The 19,514-nt window shown below is 64.0% G+C and carries 19 protein-coding genes and 1 pseudogene; 6 read left to right on the forward strand and 14 right to left on the reverse strand.

Annotation, left to right across the window (positions count from 1 at the left end):
- Positions 1-122 precede the first annotated feature (122 nt).
- The 3 genes from GMST_RS05225 to GMST_RS05235 all read right to left on the reverse strand — a co-directional run bounded on the left by GMST_RS05225 (position 123) and on the right by GMST_RS05235 (position 2,860).
- Positions 123-710, reverse strand: a complete 588-nt coding sequence (locus GMST_RS05225; protein ID WP_183353576.1) for a GTP-binding protein — start codon at positions 708-710, stop codon at positions 123-125.
- A gap of 20 nt (positions 711-730) precedes the next feature.
- Positions 731-1,222, reverse strand: a complete 492-nt coding sequence (locus tag GMST_RS05230; RefSeq protein ID WP_183353577.1) for a roadblock/LC7 domain-containing protein — start codon at positions 1,220-1,222, stop codon at positions 731-733.
- A gap of 228 nt (positions 1,223-1,450) precedes the next feature.
- Entirely contained in the window at positions 1,451-2,860 is a 1,410-nt protein-coding gene (locus GMST_RS05235) for a phosphoglucomutase/phosphomannomutase family protein (protein WP_183353578.1), read from the reverse strand.
- Positions 2,861-3,020: 160 nt separating this feature from the next.
- On the opposite strand from GMST_RS05235, the gene GMST_RS05240 reads away from it, so the two are divergent.
- On the forward strand, positions 3,021-3,590 hold the full coding sequence (locus GMST_RS05240; RefSeq protein WP_183353579.1) for a peptidylprolyl isomerase: 570 nt from the start codon (positions 3,021-3,023) through the stop codon (positions 3,588-3,590).
- Between the two features lie 58 nt (positions 3,591-3,648).
- Here the strand turns inward: GMST_RS05240 and GMST_RS05245 are convergent, their stop codons facing one another.
- The 9 genes from GMST_RS05245 to GMST_RS05285 form a co-directional block, all read right to left on the reverse strand.
- On the reverse strand, positions 3,649-4,335 hold the full coding sequence (locus tag GMST_RS05245; RefSeq protein WP_183353580.1) for a cytochrome c biogenesis protein ResB: 687 nt from the start codon (positions 4,333-4,335) through the stop codon (positions 3,649-3,651).
- A gap of 73 nt (positions 4,336-4,408) precedes the next feature.
- Positions 4,409-5,128: a cytochrome c biogenesis protein gene (locus tag GMST_RS05250; RefSeq protein WP_183353581.1), complete on the reverse strand. Its 720-nt coding sequence runs from the start codon at positions 5,126-5,128 to the stop codon at positions 4,409-4,411.
- A 167-nt stretch (positions 5,129-5,295) separates the two neighbouring features.
- Complete coding sequence (gene def, locus GMST_RS05255; protein ID WP_183353582.1) at positions 5,296-5,802, reverse strand: peptide deformylase; 507 nt, start codon at positions 5,800-5,802, stop codon at positions 5,296-5,298.
- 4 nt (positions 5,803-5,806) lie between these two features.
- Positions 5,807-6,373, reverse strand: coding sequence for a glycine cleavage system transcriptional repressor (locus GMST_RS05260; RefSeq protein WP_183353583.1), 567 nt, complete (start codon positions 6,371-6,373; stop codon positions 5,807-5,809).
- A 154-nt stretch (positions 6,374-6,527) separates the two neighbouring features.
- Complete coding sequence (locus tag GMST_RS05265) at positions 6,528-8,861, reverse strand: DNA translocase FtsK (RefSeq protein ID WP_183353584.1); 2,334 nt, start codon at positions 8,859-8,861, stop codon at positions 6,528-6,530.
- A 52-nt stretch (positions 8,862-8,913) separates the two neighbouring features.
- A complete protein-coding gene (locus tag GMST_RS05270; RefSeq protein ID WP_183353585.1) occupies positions 8,914-10,590 on the reverse strand; it encodes a ribonuclease J in 1,677 nt (558 codons plus the stop codon).
- Between the two features lie 160 nt (positions 10,591-10,750).
- Positions 10,751-11,158 (reverse strand): hypothetical protein, encoded by a 408-nt coding sequence (locus GMST_RS05275; RefSeq protein WP_183353586.1) that lies wholly within the window; start codon positions 11,156-11,158, stop codon positions 10,751-10,753.
- A gap of 34 nt (positions 11,159-11,192) precedes the next feature.
- Positions 11,193-11,375, reverse strand: coding sequence for a hypothetical protein (locus GMST_RS05280; protein WP_183353587.1), 183 nt, complete (start codon positions 11,373-11,375; stop codon positions 11,193-11,195).
- A complete protein-coding gene (locus GMST_RS05285; protein WP_183353588.1) occupies positions 11,376-12,071 on the reverse strand; it encodes a lysophospholipid acyltransferase family protein in 696 nt (231 codons plus the stop codon).
- A 137-nt stretch (positions 12,072-12,208) separates the two neighbouring features.
- On the opposite strand from GMST_RS05285, the gene GMST_RS05290 reads away from it, so the two are divergent.
- Entirely contained in the window at positions 12,209-12,658 is a 450-nt protein-coding gene (locus GMST_RS05290) for a single-stranded DNA-binding protein (RefSeq protein ID WP_183353589.1), read from the forward strand.
- A gap of 118 nt (positions 12,659-12,776) precedes the next feature.
- Here GMST_RS05290 and GMST_RS05295 read toward each other — a convergent pair whose 3' ends face one another.
- Positions 12,777-15,170: a PAS domain-containing hybrid sensor histidine kinase/response regulator gene (locus GMST_RS05295; protein ID WP_183353590.1), complete on the reverse strand. Its 2,394-nt coding sequence runs from the start codon at positions 15,168-15,170 to the stop codon at positions 12,777-12,779.
- Positions 15,171-15,303: 133 nt separating this feature from the next.
- Positions 15,304-15,951: pseudogene (locus GMST_RS22545) on the reverse strand (transporter substrate-binding domain-containing protein); the annotation flags it as partial.
- Positions 15,952-16,305: 354 nt separating this feature from the next.
- Between GMST_RS22545 and GMST_RS05305 the strand changes: the two are divergent.
- From GMST_RS05305 to GMST_RS05315, 4 genes are all read left to right on the forward strand, one after another.
- Positions 16,306-16,644: a hypothetical protein gene (locus tag GMST_RS05305; RefSeq protein WP_183353591.1), complete on the forward strand. Its 339-nt coding sequence runs from the start codon at positions 16,306-16,308 to the stop codon at positions 16,642-16,644.
- 200 nt (positions 16,645-16,844) lie between these two features.
- Positions 16,845-17,096, forward strand: coding sequence for a GSU3128 family (seleno)protein (locus GMST_RS22390; protein ID WP_281379913.1), 252 nt, complete (start codon positions 16,845-16,847; stop codon positions 17,094-17,096).
- A 26-nt stretch (positions 17,097-17,122) separates the two neighbouring features.
- Positions 17,123-18,469, forward strand: a complete 1,347-nt coding sequence (locus GMST_RS05310; RefSeq protein WP_183353592.1) for an MATE family efflux transporter — start codon at positions 17,123-17,125, stop codon at positions 18,467-18,469.
- A gap of 1 nt (position 18,470) precedes the next feature.
- The gene (locus tag GMST_RS05315; RefSeq protein WP_183353593.1) at positions 18,471-19,514 is read left to right on the forward strand and encodes a class I SAM-dependent methyltransferase; all 1,044 of its coding nucleotides are present in this window, start codon (positions 18,471-18,473) and stop codon (positions 19,512-19,514) included.

Consider the following 19,514-nt stretch of genomic DNA (forward strand, 5'->3'; position numbering starts at 1 on the left):
ACATCGGAAAGCGAAGTATGCCTAAATAAAAAAACCAGGTCACCGGGGTTACCCCCAGGCCTGGTTTTGTTTTTCCTCTGTGTGCCTCTGTGTCCTCTGTGGCGAGGGCTTTTGCTTTTCCGCTACTTCCCTTTCTTCAGGTCGAACAGGATCTGCTTGGCGATCGCCTTCAGGGTCTCGAAGACCCCTTCGCCGGTGGTGGCGCAGGCCTCGAAATCGGGGACGTTGGTCGGGTTCAGCTCGCGCCTCAACTCCTCGACGCTCAACACGTTGGGGAGGTCGCGCTTGTTGTACTGCACCACGTAGGGGATCTTGTCCAGGTCGTACCCCTGCTCGGCCAGGTTGATGCGCAGGTTCTCGACGCTCTCGATGTTGGCGTCCATGCGCTCTTCCTGGGAATCGGCCACGAACACCACGCCGTCCACACCTTTCAGGATCAGCTTCCGGGAGGCGTCGTAGAAGACCTGCCCCGGCACGGTGTAGAGGTGGAAGCGGGTCTTGAAGCCGCGGATCTCGCCCAGGGCCAGCGGCAGGAAGTCGAAGAACAGGGTTCGCTCGGTCTCGGTCGCCAGGCTGATCATCTTCCCCTTCGCCTCGGGGGCAGTCTTCTGGTACACGAACTGGAGGTTGGTCGTCTTGCCGCAGAGACCCGGACCGTAGTAGACGATCTTGCAGTTGATCTCGCGGGAGGCGTAGTTGATGAAAGACATGCGACAGTACCTCTTAAAAGTTAGCTGAACAGGTTATCGATATCGTCGTCGGTGATCTCGGCAAAGGGGAACTCGCTGTCGCCGCTCTTCTCCTTCTCCTCGCTCTTCTGCAAAAGCTTGCCGAAGATGGCGCTCAACTCCTCGGAGGCCTTCTTCACCCTCAGGCGCACCAGCCCCAAGGAGGAGCGGGTATCGAAGAGCACCACCAAAATCACCCTTCCTGCCACGATCGAGATGTGCAGGTTGTCCTTCTCGCCTTCGTGGAACAGGATCGAGAATTCCTTCTCCCCGATCAGCTTGGCCAAGCCGCCGGTCGCCGCGATATTGCCGGCAGTCAGCGAGGCGAGCGAGGTGGTGTCGAAACGCTCGGTTTCGCCGCAGCCGGTAATGAGCTGGCCGTTCTTGTCCACCAGGAAGATAACCTTCGCGTTTGCTTCCCTAAGGAGCTTCTCGATTACCGCATTTATCTGCTTGAATTCCTCGTCGTACATAATCAACTGAGGATTCGACATGGATAACTCCTTAAGAGCGATGCTGAAATTTGACGCGAGCCCTATTCTATAACAGAACCACTACTCGTTTTCAACAACAGGTTTAACTAGGCAGGTTGCGGTTAAGCTTGAGGTTGAGGAAAACCGAAAGCGATCTATTAAAAGCAGCAGCCCCAAAAAAGATTGAGGTTAGAAAACGCTTTTTCTTAACCTCAACCCTAACCTCAACCTTAACCTCAACCTGATTTTCTAGACTCCCGCAATCCCCCGCGCCGCCTCGAGGAGCGCGCTCACCTTGGCCGGGTCGTTGGCCTCGGAGTAAAGCCTCAGTACCGGCTCGGTACCGGAGGGGCGAATCAGCAGCCAGGAGCCGTCGCCGAAGATGAACTTGAAGCCGTCACTGAAGTTGGTGCTGGCCACCTGGTGGCCGGCGATGCTCTCGATGCCGCCTGCCGCCAGCCCCTGCACCAGCTCTTGCTTGGCCAGGTTCTCGATGGGGAGGTCGATGCGCGAGTAGTGGAAGTGGCCGATCTCGTCCATGGTCTCCTCTAAAAGCGCCCGCAGCCCCTTGCCGCTCATCGCCATCGCCTCGAGGAGCAAGAGCCCCATGAGGATACCGTCGCGCTCCGGGATGTGTCCCTTCACCCCCAGGCCGCCGGACTCCTCGCCCCCCATCAGGATGTCGTGCTCCAGCATGAGCTCGCAGATGTGCTTGAAGCCGATCGGCGTCTCGAAGATGGGGAGGTCGAACTTGGTCGCCAGCAGGTCGATCATCCGGGTGGTGGAGACGGTCTTCACCACGCCGCCGCGCACCCCCTTGCGCTCGTAGAGATGCCTGAGCAGCACGGTAAAGATCCGGTGCGACGAGAAAAATTCGCCGGTCTCGTCGACCGCGCCGATCCGGTCGGCGTCGCCGTCCAGCGCGAGACCGACCTGGAACTTGCAGTCTGCCAAGAGGCTGCAGAGCTCCCCCAGGTGCTCTGCGATCGGCTCCGGCGGATGGCCGCCGAACGAGGGGTTCTCGTTGCCGTGGATCTCGCTGATCCCCGGGATCAGCAGGGGGAGGAACCCGCACCCCGCGCCGTACATGGGATCCACCACCGCCTTGATCCCCGCCGTGCGGATCAGGTCCAGGTCGACGTAGCGGCCCAGTTGGTCCAGGTAGGGCTTGGCCATGTCGAGGTACTGCACCATCCCCGACTGCACCCCTTCTGCAAGGGTCACCGCCTGCACCGGACGCCCCGCGGCCTGGTTCCTGGCTACCATCCCCTCCAGGGTCTTGGTGGTTGCCGGGCGGGCCGAGCCGCCGAAGGACTCCTTCACCTTGAAGCCGTTGTAGCGGGGCGGGTTGTGGCTTGCGGTGATCATGACGCCCAGGCCCGCGCCGCGCTCGAAGACGGCCCAGGAGACCGCCGGAGTCGGTGCGTACCCTTCGGAGAGCCAGACCCGGATGCCGTTGCCGGCAGCGATGCCGGCGACCCGCTCGGCGAACTCGCGGGAGAGGAAGCGGCGGTCGTAGCCGATCACCAGCCCCAGATCGGCCAACTCTTCCTGGTGCATATAATCCATGGTGGCCTGTGCCACCAATGAGAGGTTTTCAAAGGTGAAGGTGTCGGCAATCACGCCGCGCCAGCCATCGGTTCCGAATTGTATCTGCAACGCAAGCCTCCTGTGAGTCCATTAATGGTGCGCCATTTTCCATGGCGTCGTTTATTCTGTCAATCTTTTGTTGGTCTCTCGCTGTACCGAGGGTTGACCGGGAATCGCACTTGGCATATACATGAATAGGTGCAAACCAAATAGACAGGAGGATTTTAACATGCTGAAACGAGTTGTCTGCCTGCTGGTTCTGGGGCTCTGCCTGGCGGGAACTGCCTTTGCCGGTGAGAAGAATCCCGTACTGGTAATAGAGACCAGCCTGGGCAACATGAAGATCGAACTGTTCCAGAAAGAGGCCCCGATCTCGACGCAGAACTTCCTGGACTACGCCACGAGCGGCTTCTACAACGGCACGGTCTTCCACCGCGTCATCCCCGGCTTCATGATCCAGGGGGGCGGCCTGACCGCCAACATGGTGCCCAAGGGCGGCAACAAGCCGCCCATCAAGAACGAGGCCGGCAACGGGCTGAAGAACGACCGGGGTACCCTCGCCATGGCGCGCACCGGCGCCCCCGACTCCGCCACCTCGCAGTTCTTCATCAACGTGGTGAACAACAACGGCCTGAACCGCCCCAACCCGGATGGCTTCGGCTATGCGGTCTTCGGGAAGGTGATCGAGGGGATGGACGTGGCGGACATGATCGTCAACACGCCGGCCGGCGTGAAAAACGGCTTCCCCAACGCGCCGCTCACCCCGGTGGTCATCAAGTCGGTCAAACTGCTGAAATAGCCGCCGGCAATCCGGTACGGCAGGAAAAAATGGGGCGCTCCGAAAGGGGCGCCCTTTTTTATTGCAGAGGCTTTCCGCGCCGCTGCATGAGCAGCATCAGGTTGCCGACGGTGAAGAAGAGCGCGCCGGCGAGAGCTGCCCAGGCCCCCGGTTCGCGGTGCACCTCGATGAGCGCCACCGGCATCGGGGCCAGTTCCACCTGTTTCAGGTAGATCCCGTACCCCTTGTGGAACAGGGGGTGGTTCGGCTCGACGCTGTTTGGGGCGCCGTTGCCGATACGCATCAGGGCCTGGTACGAGCTCAGCATCCCCATCGGGCCCGCCTGTCCCGAGATCCGCTCCACCGAGACCCGCTCCCCGTCCGGAAAGCCGAGGGAGCCCCCTTCGGGAAGCTGGAACTGCTGCTTGAACCCGCCGTAGGCCGAGAGCAGGTGCGCGAGGACGATGAACAGAAAGCCCAGGTGCATGAGCTGCGGGGCGAGGCTGCGCCCTTTGCGGAGCGCCTCGATGCTGCAGAGGATGGCGTTAAGGGTCAAAAGCGCCAAAAGCGCGAGGGCGATCCAGAGCCACCAGGAGAAGCCGACCGGGGCGCCCAGGAGCCAGGCGAAGAGCGGCATCTCGTTGAGCGCGCCCCCTTCGGCCGCCCCCTGCGAAAAGGAACCCGCCGCGAGCGCGAGCATAACCCCGGCGATGAGCCAAAGCCCCAGGTTGAGCGAGGTAAGCTGCTGGTAAATCCGTTGGAACACTCGAGAAAGCTCCTCTGGCCACCACGTCCGATCAGCCCGATCCGTCCGATCGGTCCGAGGACCAAGGGCCACCTTAAAAACTGTGCGAACTCCGCATGAAGATGCTCACCCCCAAATAGGTGAAGAGCGCCACCAGAAAGCCGACGATTCCAAGCCAGGCGAAGCGCTTGTCCCAGCTAGTCCCCTTCGCCCGCAGGTGCAAAAAGAGCGAGTAGAAGAGCCACAGGATCGAGGTCCAGAGCTCCTTGGGGGTCCAGAGCCAGTAGGTCCCCCAGGCGTAGTAGCCCCAGATGCCGCCGGAAACCATGGAGAGCGAGAAGAAACTGTAGCCGGTGAGCGCGGCGCGGTACTGCAGGTCGAGCAAGCTGCGGCGCCCCTTCAAGAGGAAGGCTCCCCCCAAAAGCGCCCCGACACCGAAGAGGGCGTAGGCGAAAAAGGCAAGCGCCACGTGCAGCTCGAACCAGTAGGTGTCGAGCACCGGCGGCAGGGGCATGTTGAGGGTGGGAAAGGGGAGCGCCAGTCCGGCGAAGAGTGCGGCGATCGCCCCCAAGCCCCAGTACAGGTCCCGCTCCTGGTCGAGCTCGCGGGCGTACAGGAAGGGAAGCGCCATGAGGCCGATGGAGCAGGAGAAAAAGGCGAGCGTGTCCCCGGGGCCGATGAGCGGTAGCCGCCCCAGGGTGATGCCCCGGCCGGCCAGGTAGGCAAGCTGCAGCACCAGCGCCACAGCAAAGATCGGCCGCCGGAAGGCGCCAAACAGGTACACCGGTATGGAGGCGATCAACAGCCATTTCATGAACTGCCCTCGGAGAGAAACCAGACAAACTTTAGCACGCGGGTTAAGCGGAAACCAAGGCGACAAAGCCGGGTACAGCACAAGACTTTATGGGTAAAACCCTACGCTTGATCCGGCCGTTTTGCCTCTGTTTCCGGCCTTTTCCGCGTGCCCGCCTTTGGCCTCGGTTATTTGTAGCTTTTCCGCCTAAACAGGCCAGTCTTAAGGGAGCTGATGCGGTCCAGGAACAAGAGCCCGTCCAGGTGGTCCATCTCGTGCTGGATGGCAACCGCCTCGAAACCGCTGGCCACGAACTCGCGCAGCGTGCCGTCGGGCTCGCTGAAGCGCAGCGTGATCTCGGTGGCGCGCTCCACGTCACCGGTGTAGTCCGGGACGCTCATGCACCCCTCGCGCATCACCGCGTTGCCGCTGCTTGCCACGATCTCCGGGTTGATCATCAAAAGCCGCCCGTGGTTATTGTCCTTGCCGTGGCGGCTGTTGGAGACGTCCACCACGCAGACCCTGAGGGAGACCCCGATCTGCGGCGCAGCGACCCCGACCGAGCCGGGTCCCGCCTCCATGGTGTCCACGAGATCTTCAACCAGCTGCAGGATCTCGGCGTCGATCCGTTCCACGGTGCGGCACATCCGTTTCAGGATGGGATTTGGATAGAGAAGTATGCGTTGTACGGCCATAACCTTAAAGCGAGACCGGTGTGATGAGGCGCACCGAGATCTCTACGCTCAGCTCCTTCTTCAGATTTTCCAAAAGTTGCGAGACCTGCTCCACGCTCATCTCCTGCGGAAGTGCCGCCTCCAGCATGAGGACGTAGACCGGTTCGGCGGGGCTGCCGATCAGCTTGGTGTTCAGGTCGGTGATGTTGACGCCGCGGTCGGCAAGCTCGCGGGTGATCCGGAACACGATCCCGGGCTTGTCGCTGCCGTACACCGAGACCAGGCAGAGTTCGCCGGTCGGCTCCTGGTAGCAGACTTCGTCGTCCTTCAGGGTGCGGATGAAGGCGGAAAGCCCCCCGCCGGCAGTCTTGGCCGCGAACTCCACCTCCAGCTGCTTCTTGGAGAAGGGCTTCTCGTGCGAGATGATGAGGATCGTGGCAAACTCGCCCCCCAGCATGGTGCAGCTCGAGTCCTCCACGTTACAGCCGAGCTTGAAGAGCACCTCGGCGGTGTCCGCCACGATACCCGGGCGGTCCTTGCCTATGATGGTCAGCGCGAAATGCGCCAGACCCGCCTTGCGACAAGCGTTCATGTTACCCCCTAAAAAAGAAAAACGTGTGGACGCGGATGACGCGGAAACCAGGGCAAAAAGACCGGATACGGCAAAAGCTTGTAGGGGTTACCCCCCAGCCTAATCCTGTCGTTTTGTCTGGGTTTCCGGCTTTTTCCGCGTGCCCGGTTTTGATCTAGATCTTGTTGATAAAGACTTCCCGCGGCTTGCTGGTGCCGTCCGACGGCCCCACCACCCCTTCCTGCTCCATCTTCTCGATGATGCGGGCTGCCCGGTTGTAGCCGATCCGCAGCCGGCGCTGGATCATCGAGATCGAAGCCTGCTTGGTCTCGGCAACCAGGGCCAGCGCGTCGTCGTAGCGCTCGTCGACTTCTTCGTCGTTCTCGGCCCCCTTCTCGTCGTTTGCCTTCATCTCCAGGATCGACTTCTCGTAGACCGGCTTCCCCTGCTTCTTCAGGAACTCGACCACGCGCTGCACCTCGGCGTCCGAGACGAAGGCGCCGTGGGAGCGCAGCATCTTCGAGGTCCCCGGCGGCAGGAACAGCATGTCGCCGGCACCCAGAAGCGACTCGGCGCCGTTGCCGTCCAGGATGGTGCGCGAGTCGATCTTCGAGGAGACCTGGAAGGAGATCCTGGCCGGGAAGTTCGCCTTGATGAGGCCGGTTATGACGTCGACCGAGGGGCGCTGGGTGGCCAGGATCAGGTGGATCCCCGCGGCACGCGCCATCTGGGCCAGGCGGGCGATCGACTCCTCGATCTCGCGGCCGGCCACCATCATGAGGTCGGCCAGCTCGTCGACGATGACCACGATGTAGGGGAGATGCCCGTGCTCCAGCTCCTCTTCCTTGGCGAGGTAGGCCTGGATGGCCGCCTCGCGCTGCTCCATGTCGTCCTCGGCCTCGCCCGCCTCCTCCACATCCTCCAGCTCGACGATCTCCTCGACCACCGCGACGCCGCGCGCCTTGTTCTCGGCAGCCTCTTTCTCGCGCCGCTCCAGTTCGCGGTTGTAAGAGTCGATGTTCCTGACCCCCAGGTCGCTCATGAGCCGGTAGCGCCGCCCCATCTCCTCGACGGCCCACTTGAGCGCGAGGGAGGCCTTCTTCGGGTCGGTGACGACCGGAAGCAAGAGGTGCGGGATCCCCTCGTACACCGAGAGCTCCAGCATCTTCGGGTCCACCATGATGATGCGCACGTCGGTAGGGGTCGAGGTGTACAGAAGCGACAGGATCATGGTGTTGATGGCGACCGACTTGCCCGAACCGGTGGCGCCGGCGACCAGAAGGTGCGGCATCTTCGCCAGGTCGGTGACCAGCGGGTTCCCCGCGATGTCTTTCCCAAGCGCCATGGGGAGCTTCATCTTCCCCTTGTGGAACTCCTCGGAGTTGAAGATCTCCTTCAGAGAGACCATCTCGCGCTCGCGGTTGGGGAGCTCGATCCCCACCACCCCCTTGCCGGGGATCGGCGCCACGATGCGGATCGAGTGGGCCTGCAGCGCCATGGAGAGGTCGTCGGAGAGGTTCGCGATGCGGCTTACCTTGATGCCGGGACCGGGGGAAAACTCGTACATGGTGATGACCGGCCCCGGGCAGATCTCGACCACCTCACCTTCGACGCCGAAGTCCTTGAGCTTCTTCTCCATGAGCCGCGCGTTCATGGTCAGGACCTCGCGGTCCTGCTTCTTGGCGGCTTCCGGGATCGGGTCCAGAAGCGAGAGCGGCGGGGTGCGGTAGTTGCCGTCGGCCTTCAGGAACTCGAAGGCCTCCTGGACCGCAGCCGCCTTCTTCTCGTCCTTTTTCTTCTCCTTCTTGGCGACCGGTGCGGCCACCGGCGGCGGCACCGCGGCCGGGCGGATGATCGGCGGGGCCGAGGCCGGCTTGGGCTTCTCCACCGTGGGGTCCTTCTTCTCCAGAAGCTCGCGGTTCAATTCGCGACGCTGCAGGTAGAGGCTCACGCGCTCCTTCACCGCGGTGATCCACCAGTTGGCGAACAGGATGAAGGAGAAGCGGGAGAGCAGCATGGCGCTTGCCGCCAGCATGGGGAGCAGGATGAGCAGCGCGCCCACCTTCCCGAAGGCCCGCTTCAGGAGCTCGGCGCTCTGATAGCCGAGAAAGCCGCCGGTCGGGACCTTCTGGCTGGCGAGCTCGGTGAACTGCAGGTTGAAGGCGAAGAGGGCGGCAAGGGACATGAGCAGCAGCCCGAACCCCACCAGCTTGTAGGGGCGCCAGCGCACCGCGTCCTCGCTGATGGCCCGGTAGGAGAGGTAGATCAGGGTGGCCGGGACCAGGTACGAGGCGAGCCCGAAGAGCTGCAGGAAGAAGTCGGCGAGCTGGGCCCCGAAGCGCCCCCCCAGGTTGTGGGTGGCAGCGGCTGTCGAGAAGCTGTTGAAGGAGAGGTCCTCGCCGTTGTACGAGACGAGCGCGACCGCGAGGAAGATGCCGGCGGCGGCCAGCGCCATCCCCTTCATCTCCTTGGTTACCTTCTCTTTTTTCTCTAGTTTCTCGTCTGTCATAGTTTCCCGCTGTTGGTCCGACCGATTTGTCCGGTACGACTGATCGGTCCGGTCACATCTCCAGAATAAGCGGCAGTATCACCGGCCGCCGTTCAATAGTCTTGTTGAAAAAGCGCCTGAGCACCCGGCGCACCTCCAGCTTCACCTCGCTCCAGTCGGCGAGCACCTCGGTGTTCACCAGCGCGAGGGTGTCCAGCACCACCTTTTTCGCCTCGTCCAGGTACTGCTGGCTCTCGTCCTCGAAGACGAAGCCGCGCGAGACGATGTCCGGGCCGTAGATGATGGCTCCGCTCGCCTGGTTGATGCCGATGATCACCACCACCATGCCGTCCTCGGAGAGGTGCTTTCGGTCCTTCAACACCACGTTGCCGACGTCCCCCACCCCTTTGCCGTCCACGAAGACCCGGCCGGTCTCGACCTGGTCCACGATGGCCGCCTCGCCGTCCGAGAAGAGGACCACGTCGCCGTTCACCGCCAGAAGGCAGCGCTCTTTGGGGAGCCCCACCTTCTGGGCCAGCTGGCTGTGCTTCACCAGGTGCCGGTACTCGCCGTGCACCGGCACGAAGTACCTGGGCCTCACCAGGTTGTGCAAGAGCTTCAGCTCCTCCTGGCTTGCGTGCCCCGAGACGTGCACCTCGGAGACCTTCTCGTGGATCACCTCGGCGCCACGCCGGTACAGGTGGTTCATCAGGTCCGAGATGGTCTTCTCGTTCCCCGGAATGAAGCGCGAGGAGAGGATCACCGTGTCACCCTCCTCGAGCTTTATCTGCTTGTGGTCGTCCATGGCGATCCGGGTAAGCGAGCTCATCGGCTCGCCCTGGCTCCCCGTGGTGATCATGCAGACCTCTTCCTTGGGGAGCCGGGGGAGCTCCTTCAGGTCGATCAAAAGCTCCTCGGGGATGGTGAGGTAGCCGAGCTCGCGGGCGATCTGCACGTTGCCGATCATGGAGCGCCCGTTTAAAAGCACCTTGCGCCCGCTCTTCTTGGCCGCCTCGACCACCTGCTGAACCCGCTGGATGTTGCTGGAGAAGGCCGCCACGATGATGCGCCCCGCGCAGCGCGGGAAGATCTCGTCGAAGGCGTCCCCCACCAGGCGCTCGGAGAGGGTGTACCCCTCGCGCTCCACGTTGGTGGAGTCGGCCAAAAGCGCCAAGACCCCCGCCTCGCCGTAGCGCGAGAAGGTGGCCAGGTCGGTGAGCTCGCCGTCCACCGGCGTCTGGTCCAGCTTGAAGTCGCCGGTGTGGATCACCACCCCTTCGGGGGTCGTGAGCGCCAGGGCGCAGCCGTCCACGATGGAGTGCGAGACCCGGATGAACTCGACCTCGAAGGCGCCGATCGCCACCTTCTGGCGCGGCTTGACCACGCGCAGGTCGACCTTCTGGTCCAGTTCGTACTCCTTCAGCTTTTCCTTCAGGAAACCAAGGGTGAGCGCGGTACCGTAGATGGGCGGGGAGATCTCGCGGAGCACGTAGGGAAGCGCTCCGATGTGGTCCTCGTGGCCGTGGGTCAGGAGGATGGCGCGCACCTTGTCGGCACGCTCGGTGAGGTAACTTATGTCGGGGATCACCACGTCGATGCCGAGCATGTACGGCTCGGGGAACATCAGGCCGCAGTCCACGATGACGATGTCCTCGCCGTACTCGAAGACCGCCATGTTGAGCCCGATCTCGCCCAAGCCCCCGAGCGCGATGAACTTCAGGCCGGTGCTCTCGCTACTGACTGGTTCCACAGAGTGTCCTTGTCGCTGTCATAACATTCCCTCAGAGGGGGAACCTCCCAAAGCTGCGCCGGCCTCAGGGGGAGCTCTCCGGCGCGAGAAGTCGGGGTAGTGGGTAGGTGCCCGTTTCTTTGGTGTGCCTCTCGGAAAGGACCTTCGGCGGGCCGGACCGTCAGCGTCCCCCCGCCGGCGCCCCCTGCTTCAGCAGCTGGGCGATCCTGGCGTCGCACTTCTTGATCCACTCCTCGCCCGGCTGGTACAGCCCGTTAACCGCGTAGAAGGAGCTCCTGAGCGAGCGGTAGGCGATGAGCGCACGGGGAAAATCGCCGCGCTGGGCGGAGAACTCGCCGAGTTCCCAAAGCCGCTGGGCCGACTGCTCCACCACCGAACTAAACGGCGTGTAGAGGTGGATGGCCGCCTCCCACCCCGCCAGGGCGCCCACGAAATCGCCGGCAGCCATCGCCCGCTCCCCCTTCTGGAACTGGACGTGCTGCCGGTAGAGTGTGTTCCCCCAGATGAGGGCGATCGAAACCAGCGCGATGAACGCGGCATTGACCGCTATACTCTTGATCTTTTCCATGAATCCGCCTGCCTCGGCTTAAACCGGGAGCCCATTAACCTGCGAAGAAGTTCGGGACGCAGATGAGCAGCGCTCCCAAAAGAGCCGCAACCACGCCGGCCAGTACCGCAAAGGACGCCACCAGGTCCCACGGGCTCTTAAGCCGGTGTGCCGCCGGCAGTCCCCACACGACCAGGGCAAGCCCCGCCAGCACCATCGCAGCATACGCCATCGCCATCTACATGACCTCCAGCTTGGCCGCTATCGCCTCGCGCACCCGCTCCATCAGCTCGCTCTCCGGGACTCCGGCGCTCTCAAGCGGCGCCGAAAAACTGACGCTGATGGTTCCCGGGTAGAGCTCCAGGCGGTTGCGGGGATTGCGCTCCCTGCTGCCGTTAATGGTAAAGGGGACGATCGGGACCCCGGCCTTGGCGGCCAGGAGGAAGGCGCCGCGCTTGAAGGGGAGCAGCGAGCCGTCCATGGTGCGGGTCCCTTCGGGGAAGATCACCACGCTGGTACCCGAGGCGATGCGCTGGGCGGCCTGCGCCATGCTCTTCAGGGCCTTCCTGCCGTCGCTTCTATCGAGCGGGATGTAGCCGGCCCGGCGCATGGCGGCTCCAAAGAGCGGCACCCGGAAGAGCTCTTCCTTGGCGATCCAGGAGAACATGCGCGGGATCGCCACGGTGAGCGCGTTGATATCGAAATTCCCCTGGTGATTCCCCATGTAGATCACCGGCCCGCCGGCCGGCACCAGCTCCTGTCCCGAGACCGCCACCTTGATCCCCGCCACCTTGAGGCTCCAGACCGACCAGAATCTGGCGCAGGCGTGGCCCGCCTTGCCGGTAGCGTCGAAAAGCCCTCCGATCACGGCAGCAAGCGAGCAGGAGAGCGTGAAGGGAACCCAGAAAAAGAGGTAGAGCCGTGCACGCAACATCTGGTTACTCCTTGCAGATAATCCCCGGTACGTTACTTTTTTTTACCGATGGAGTCAAACCAATTATCACTTGCCAGGTCCCCGCGAATTCTATACACTTCGACAACCTCAACGAGCAAAAAAGGAGAACAACCAAGATGGCCAGTCTCAACAAGGTGATGCTGATAGGAAACCTGGGCAAGGACCCGGAGGTGCGCTACACCGCAGGCGGCACCGCCGTCGCCTCCTTCTCCCTCGCCACCTCCGAAAGGATGAAAAACAAAAACGGCGAGTGGGAAGAGAAGACCGAGTGGCACAACATCACCCTGTGGTCCCGTCTTGCGGAAATAGCCGGCGAGTACCTCTCCAAGGGGAAAACCGTGTACATCGAAGGGCGCCTGCAGACCCGCAAGTGGCAGGACAAGGACGGCAAGGACCGCTACACCACCGAGATCGTCGGCGAGAAGATGCAGATGCTCTCCGGCCGCGGCGAAGGCGGTGCCCCCAGCGGCGGCGGCCGTCCCCAGCGTCCCGCTTCCAACCAGTACGACCAGGGGTCGAGCTACGAGGAGCCGGTGTTCAACCCGGACGACGAGATCCCCTTCTAGTCCCCCTTTCCTTGAGTGGAGACACAAACGGCGCAACCTGATCAGGCTGCGCCGTTTTTTTGTTGCCGTCCCAGGCACCCCGGGGTTCCCAGCACCGTTTACGACGGGGCTTCCCGGCCTACGGCACCGGCAGCAGCGCCCTTTTGAGCGCCGCCTGCAGCTGGTCGCTGTTGTAGGGCTTGCTGATCATCCCGGCGATATCGCCCGGGGCGAGGCGGGTCGCCACCTCGGCGTCGCCAAAACCGCTGGCGATCAACACCGGCACCCGCGCCCCGAGCTTCTTCAGCTCGAAAACGAGGTCCTCGCCATCCATCTCGGGCATCCCCAGGTCGGAAAGCACCAGCCTGATCTCCTGGGCGCGCCTTCGGTACAGCTCGAGCGCCGCCTTGCCGTTTTCCGCCTCCAGCACGAGAAAACCGAGCCGTTCCAGCAGGGCCTTGGCGATCAGCCGCACCTGGAGTTCGTCCTCGACGAGGAGTACCGCCCCGCTCCCCTGCCAGGGCGCAGCACACCCTCCCCCTGCACCCTTTTCGCTGCAGCCCAATGCCGCCTGCACCGGGAGAAAGACCCGGAAACGGGTCCCGCGCCCCTGCTCGCTCTCAAGCTGCAGGGCCCCCTGGTGCGAGGCGATGATCCCGAGCACCGCCGACATCCCGAGTCCGCGCCCGGTGAACTTGGTGGTGTAGAAAGGCTCGAAGAGCCGGATCTTGGTTTCCTCGTCCATCCCGCAGCCGGTGTCGGCGACCTCCAGGCAGAGGTAGGCGCCGGGAGGAATGGCGCGCCCCAGGTGATCCTGCCCGCCCAGCGCCTCGTCGACGGCCACCCGGTCCAGCCGTACCCGGATCTCCCCCTGCTCGCTGCCGATCGCCTCGGAGGCGTTGATCAGAAGGTTCATGGCGATCTGGCGCAGCTGGCTCGGGTCGCCGTGCACGATGGGGAGCCCGGGGGCCAAGTGCTGGCTTATCACGATCTTGCGGCTGATGGTCTGGGTGAGCATCTGTACCATGTCCCGCAAAAGTGCCGCGAAGTCGACCTCCTCGCAGACGAACTGCGACTTCCCGGCGTAGGCGAGCATCTGGCGGCAGAGCTCCGCCGCGCGCTCTGCCGCCCGCTCGATCTCCGCGATGCTCCGTTCGGTACTGTGCGAGCCGAGTCTGGCGAGCGAGCAGTGGCCGATGATGATGGCGAGGATGTTGTTGAAGTCGTGCGCGATGCCGCCGGTCAGGACACCCAGGCTCTCCAGGCGCTGCGCGTGCTGCATCTGCTGCTCCCGGGTGCGCTTCTCCTCCTCGGCCCTCTTGCGCTCCGTGATGTCGGTATGGGTGCCGCTCATGCGCAGCGGAGTGCCGTCGTCGGCCCGCTTGACGATGCGCGCGCGGTCGAGGATCCACTTGTAGCTCCCGTCCTTGGCGAGCATCCGGTACTCCACCTCGTAGCGCGGCACGCTTCCGGCTAGGTGCGCGTCCAGCATGGACCAGGCCCTGATCTCGTCCTCGGGGTGGATCAGCGTGGTCCACTGGTCCACGGTGAACTGCACCTCGTCGAGCGTGTAGCCCAGCATCTCGGCCCAGCGCTCGTTTCGTGCCACCTCCCCGGTCTCCATGTTCCAGTCCCAAAAGCCGAGCTGGCTCCCGTCGAGCACGAAGCGGAGCTGCTCGTTGCTCTGCCGCAACTGCTCCTCCATCCGCTTGCGCTCGGTGATGTCCTGGGTCGAACCGAAGAGCTTGACGATCCTCCCGTCGGCCCACTCCGCCTCACCCTGCACCCGCCCCCAGATGCGCCTCCCTTTGGCGGTGACGATGGGGATCTCGAGGTCGAAGGGGACCCCGGTGGCCACCAACTGGTAGGCTGCCGCCTCGACGGCACCCCTTCCTTCCGGGGCGCAGAATGCGAGGGAGCGTTCCGGCGTCACCGGCTCCTCGGGCTCCAGGTCGTGGATCCGGCGCAGCATCTCGGACCAGTAGAGGGATCCGGTGGTCAGGTCGAGCTCCCACCCTCCGACCAGGGCCAGTTCGCCGGTACGTTTGAGGAGCTGGCTGTAGCGGTGCACCTCCTGTTCGGCCTGCTTTAGATCGGTGATGTCGCGGGAGATCCCGAAGACGCCGGAGACCTTGCCGTTTTTGTCGTAGACCGGCCCCTTGGTCGCCAGGTAGACCCGCGAGCGCCCCAGGGTGGTGATCCGCTCCACGGTGGTGGCGACCCGGTGCCCCTGCATGAACTCCAGGTCGTTGTTCCTTAATTGCTGCGCCTCCTCCTCCAGGAAGAAGCTGGTATCGTCGTGCCCCAGGATCTCGCCGCGCGGCCGGTCGAAGAGCCGTACCACCTCGTCGTTCACCACGATGTAGCGCCCCTCGACGTTCTTTATGAAGACCGCGTCGGTGGTCCCGTTGATGATGGAGCGCATCAGGCTCCCCTGCTCGTCCAGCTCCTGGGTCTTGGCCCTGACCTGCCTCCTTAACACCGCGATGAAGACGAGGCAGACCACGAGCCCCCCGGAGATGCCGGAGAGCACCCAGATCGCCTCCCGGGACGCCTTCGGGCTTGCCGAACAGGTGCCCCAGTTCGTGGTTGTAGAGCGACGCCGGGTCTCCCTTCATGAGCCCGATGTTCCGGTCCAGGGCCTCGACGAGGTCGGCATTCTCCCCTTTGCTCACCGCAAAACCGAGCTTCACCGGGGTGAAGATGATGGGGGTCCGCTCCACCTCGTGGGCGTCCTCGTTGAGGATCCCCGGGATGTTGGAGGTTATCCCGGCGTCCGCCCGCCCCGACTCCACCGCCTTGAACACCTCGCTCACCTGGTTCACTTCCAAAAGCTTCACCTTCAACTGGAACTGGCGGGCCAGATCGAGGAAGCCTGCGGTATAGACGCTTCCCTTAAGACCGCACACGGTCTTTCCCTCCAGGTCCATGATGGTGCTTAGGTGCGAGGCCTTGGACCGGTAGACCGCCCCCCAGTCCAGGACCAGAAACTCCTTCGGGAAATCCAGGAAAGCGGTCCGGTCCGAGGTGTAGCCGACGCAGACCAGAAGGTCGATCTCCTGGCGCCGCAGGCGATCCATCCCCTCCTGCCAGGTCCCCGGCCGGTACTGCACCTCCCACCCCTCCTGTTCCGCGATGCGGTCGAGCATCTTCACGAAGAAGCCCTGGGCGGAACCGTCCGGCGCCGAGTAGATGAGCGGCTTGTAGTTGAAGACCGCGGCGCGGACCAGCCGCTTGGCCTCCGCCTGCTGCGGTACGGACAGGGCCAGGCTCAGGACCAGCAGCACCAGGTATCGGGCAAATCGCATTGACATTGATCCGGCTCTCCTTACATCTTCTTGCGGCGGCACACTTTACGTCAACCTCACGGCCTTGGACAGCAAAATCTACCCAACATCGCGGCGTTGCCTACTTTCCTGAGCGCTGCCACAACGCGTGGTTATTAAGAATCGACAACCGCCGGCGCACTTCGAGGGCCGCCGCACCGAAGCCCTCCCCTTCCGGTAGTATCGGCAAAACGCCGGGTATCTGTAGCGGTTGCCGTGCCGGGTTTTTGCCGATTTACATCGGCTTGGGAAATCCCCTAAGATTAATGGGGATCACGGTTCGCGGCCTCCCCGGCAGCTTCTCGAGGGAGGCCTGGGTCGTGGATGCACGAGGATCAGCAGATGGCAAAAATACTCGAGTTCAAGAGAATCACGGCCAGACTGAAGGCCGAGCTTAAGCAGCACCCGGAATCCGACGACGCGATCGACCGCATCGTCAACGACCCCTCCTTGCCTCCGGCACAGCGCCGCTGGTTGCTGGAAAACCTCTTGATGGACCTCGACGAGAAACTGCAGGAGTACAAGCACGAGCTGGAACTGGCGGAGAAGCGGCTGGAGCGCGTGGTAAGCGCTTCCCAGCGCCAGATCGAGGCGGCCTACGCCGAATACCTGGACCGGATCACCAAGCTTACCGGTCAGGTGCATGACCTCACCCGGAACAAGGGACACCGGCGCGGGTGACTCGGGGGGCACGCAGGTGCGAGGCGGAGCTGCCCCTGCGCCTTTGCTCGCACCTGCGGCATGCCTCGGCACTGAGGGAAGGCTCGGGGTCGCGCCTTTTTCCGACCCTGCCGTGACTTCCTGTTTGCAGCGCCGGGCAATTGTGTTAGTAAGAAACCCGGAACTTCCTGTTGAGCCGGTCACCACACAAGGAGGCAGAGATGAAAACACGGAAGAAGATCCTGGACTACGAATACGAGGAAGTACTGGAGACCAAGTACCGCGAACTGATCCGGGTCGGTTGCGCCGTGGCGGTAGGGTGTCCCACCTGACTCAAGAAACACTTCGCGGTCGCGAAGCAAGCCGGTGCCAGTGAGGCGGAACTCAGGGAAGCGATCGCCTACGGTATCATCGCCCCCTCCGGGAGGGCGAAGAACTTCGCCTTGGGGATGCAGGAAGAGCTTGGGTTATAACGCCTAGAGAGAAAGGTTCTGTCGCGTTGAGAAAACGAATATCCCGGTCGGTGCGCAACAAGCGGGTCTCGATCCGGCGCAACGTCGCCGCCTTGTCGCTTCCCGTCTTGCTCTCCTCGCTGTTTCAGCGGCTGGTCTCCATCGTGGACATCTTCATGGTGGGGGGGCTCGGTGCCGCGGCGATCGCCGCCACCGGGGTGGGGCAGCTCCTCATCTTCGTGGTGATGACCGTCTTCTGGGGGCTCGCCACCGGCGCCACCGTGGTCATCGCCCACCTCTGGGGCGCCGGTCGGCGCAGCGAGGCGCGCCGCGCCGCCTTCGCCTCGTGCCTTTTGTGCGCGCTGCTCGCGGTGGCTGCGAGCCTCGCCGGGTACCGCTTCGGGGGGGAGCTCGCCCGCTTTCTCGGGGCGAGCCTCGAGGTGCGCGGTCAGGCGGGCGAGTACATACGGCTCGTGTTCCTCTATTTCGGCTGCACGGCAGGGCTCAACATCCTCTCGGCCATCATGCAGGGGACCGGCAACACCAGGACCCCGATGCAGGGGGTGATCCTGGTCAACGTGCTGCACGTCCTGATCGCCTGGCCGCTCATCTACGGCCACCTGGGGCTCCCCAGGCTCGGGGTGGTGGGGGCCGCCTACGCCATCAACATCTCCGAGGCCGCGGGCTTTCTCTACCTGCTCGTCGAGGCGCTGCGCCGCAACTACCTGAGAATCGGCCCCCCCGACCTCGTCTTGTTGCGCAAGGTCTGGGACATCGGCTACCCGGTGGCACTCGAGCGCATCGCCCAGCAGTCCGGCCAGCTCTTCTACTCTAAGTTCATCATCGGTTTCGGCACGAGCGCCTATGCCGCGCACCAGATCGGCCTCTCCATCGAGTCGCTCTCCTTCATGCCGGGGGCGGGGATGGGGATCGCCGCGGCGACCCTGATGGGGCAGGCCCTGGGGGCCCGCAAGGTGAGGCGCGCCCGGATCAGCCACGCCGAGGCGCTGCGCCTGGCCCTTTTCGTCATGGCCAGCATGGCGCTTATCTTTCTCGTTGTCCCCCACCAGTTGATCGCCCTCTTCACCAGCGATCCCGAGGTGATCGAAAAGGGGAGCGTCTTTCTCAGGCTGGTCGCCTTCGCCCAGGTGCCGCTTGCGCTCTCCTTCGTCTACGCCGGCAGCCTGCGCGGCACCGGTGACACCCACTACGTCTTCCTGGTGACCCTGGGCGCCATGTGGGGGATCCGGGTGCTCTTCTCCTGGATCGCCGCCTACCCCCTGAAGCTCTCCCTCTACCTGGTCTGGAGCGTCTTCGTCCTCGACTGGTTCGTGCGTGCCGCAGCCTTCGCCTGGCGCTACCACCGGCGCGACCTGCACAGCGTGGTGCTCTGAGGTGCGCCCGGCCTTCACCCCCACAAGCGACCCTGCCGAAATCCGGCGCCGCCTGGACCGGCTCCTGGTGAGCGGGGCCTTGGGCGACCCGGGGCTTACCCGGCGCATCGACCGGCTGGCCGCGCGCTTTGCGGGCTTTACCGAAAGCTACCCGCTCCCCCTGTGGGCGCCCGGGCTGCTGCCGACCGAGGAGATGCGCAGCCTGAGCGAGGCGCTCTTCCCGTTGAGCGAGGTGCGCCCCGTCTTTGCCGCCCTGTGCCGGGCCGCCTGCCGGTTCACGCCGCTTCTTGAGGCGAGCTACCTGTACGGTTCGGCGAGCTGGCTCGACTTCCTGCACCGGTTCCGGCCCCGGCTGAAGCGCGCCGACCCGGCCCACACCCTCGCCCTGCTGGCCCGCGACGGCACCTTCCGGGAGAGCTTTCTCTTCGCCCTGTTCCTGCCGCAGCACTTCGGGGCGACCTTCGAGCGCTACCCGGGTCAGACCCGCTTCCTGAAGCGCTGGCTGGCCGGGAACCTGGGCCGGCTGGGCGGGCGCATCCGGGCCCTGGACAGCGCCTGCGGCAGCGGCGAGGGGAGCTACGACCTCGCCGGGACGCTCCTCGAGGCCGGCTACCGTGAGGTACGGCTGGACGGCTCGACCCTCGAGCACCTGGAACTCTTCGCCGCGGCCCACGCCTTCTTCCCGCACGACCCGCAACGGACCCGGGCCTACCGGGAACGGGTCGCCCCCCTTTTGGCGTCCGAGGCCTTGACCTTGCGGTTCTACCTGGAGGAGGTGGCCGCTCCAAGCCCGGAGCGCTTCGACGTGATCCTGTGTAACGGGCTTCTGGGGGGGCCGCTTTTGCACGATGCGCGGGAGCTTTCGAAGGCGGTCGCGGCGCTCGCCGCCCGGCTCGCCCCGGGCGGGCTCTTCCTGGCGGCGGACCGCTTCCACGACGGCTGGCGGCTCAAGGTTCCCGTGGCAAGGCTGCAGGCCCTCTTCAAGGGCCAGGGGCTCATCCTGCGGGAGAGCGAGGAGGGGGTGGCGGGGGAACGACCCCGGTGA

The organism is Geomonas silvestris (assembly GCF_014193515.1).
In the GTDB taxonomy this organism is placed as follows: domain Bacteria; phylum Desulfobacterota; class Desulfuromonadia; order Geobacterales; family Geobacteraceae; genus Geomonas; species Geomonas silvestris.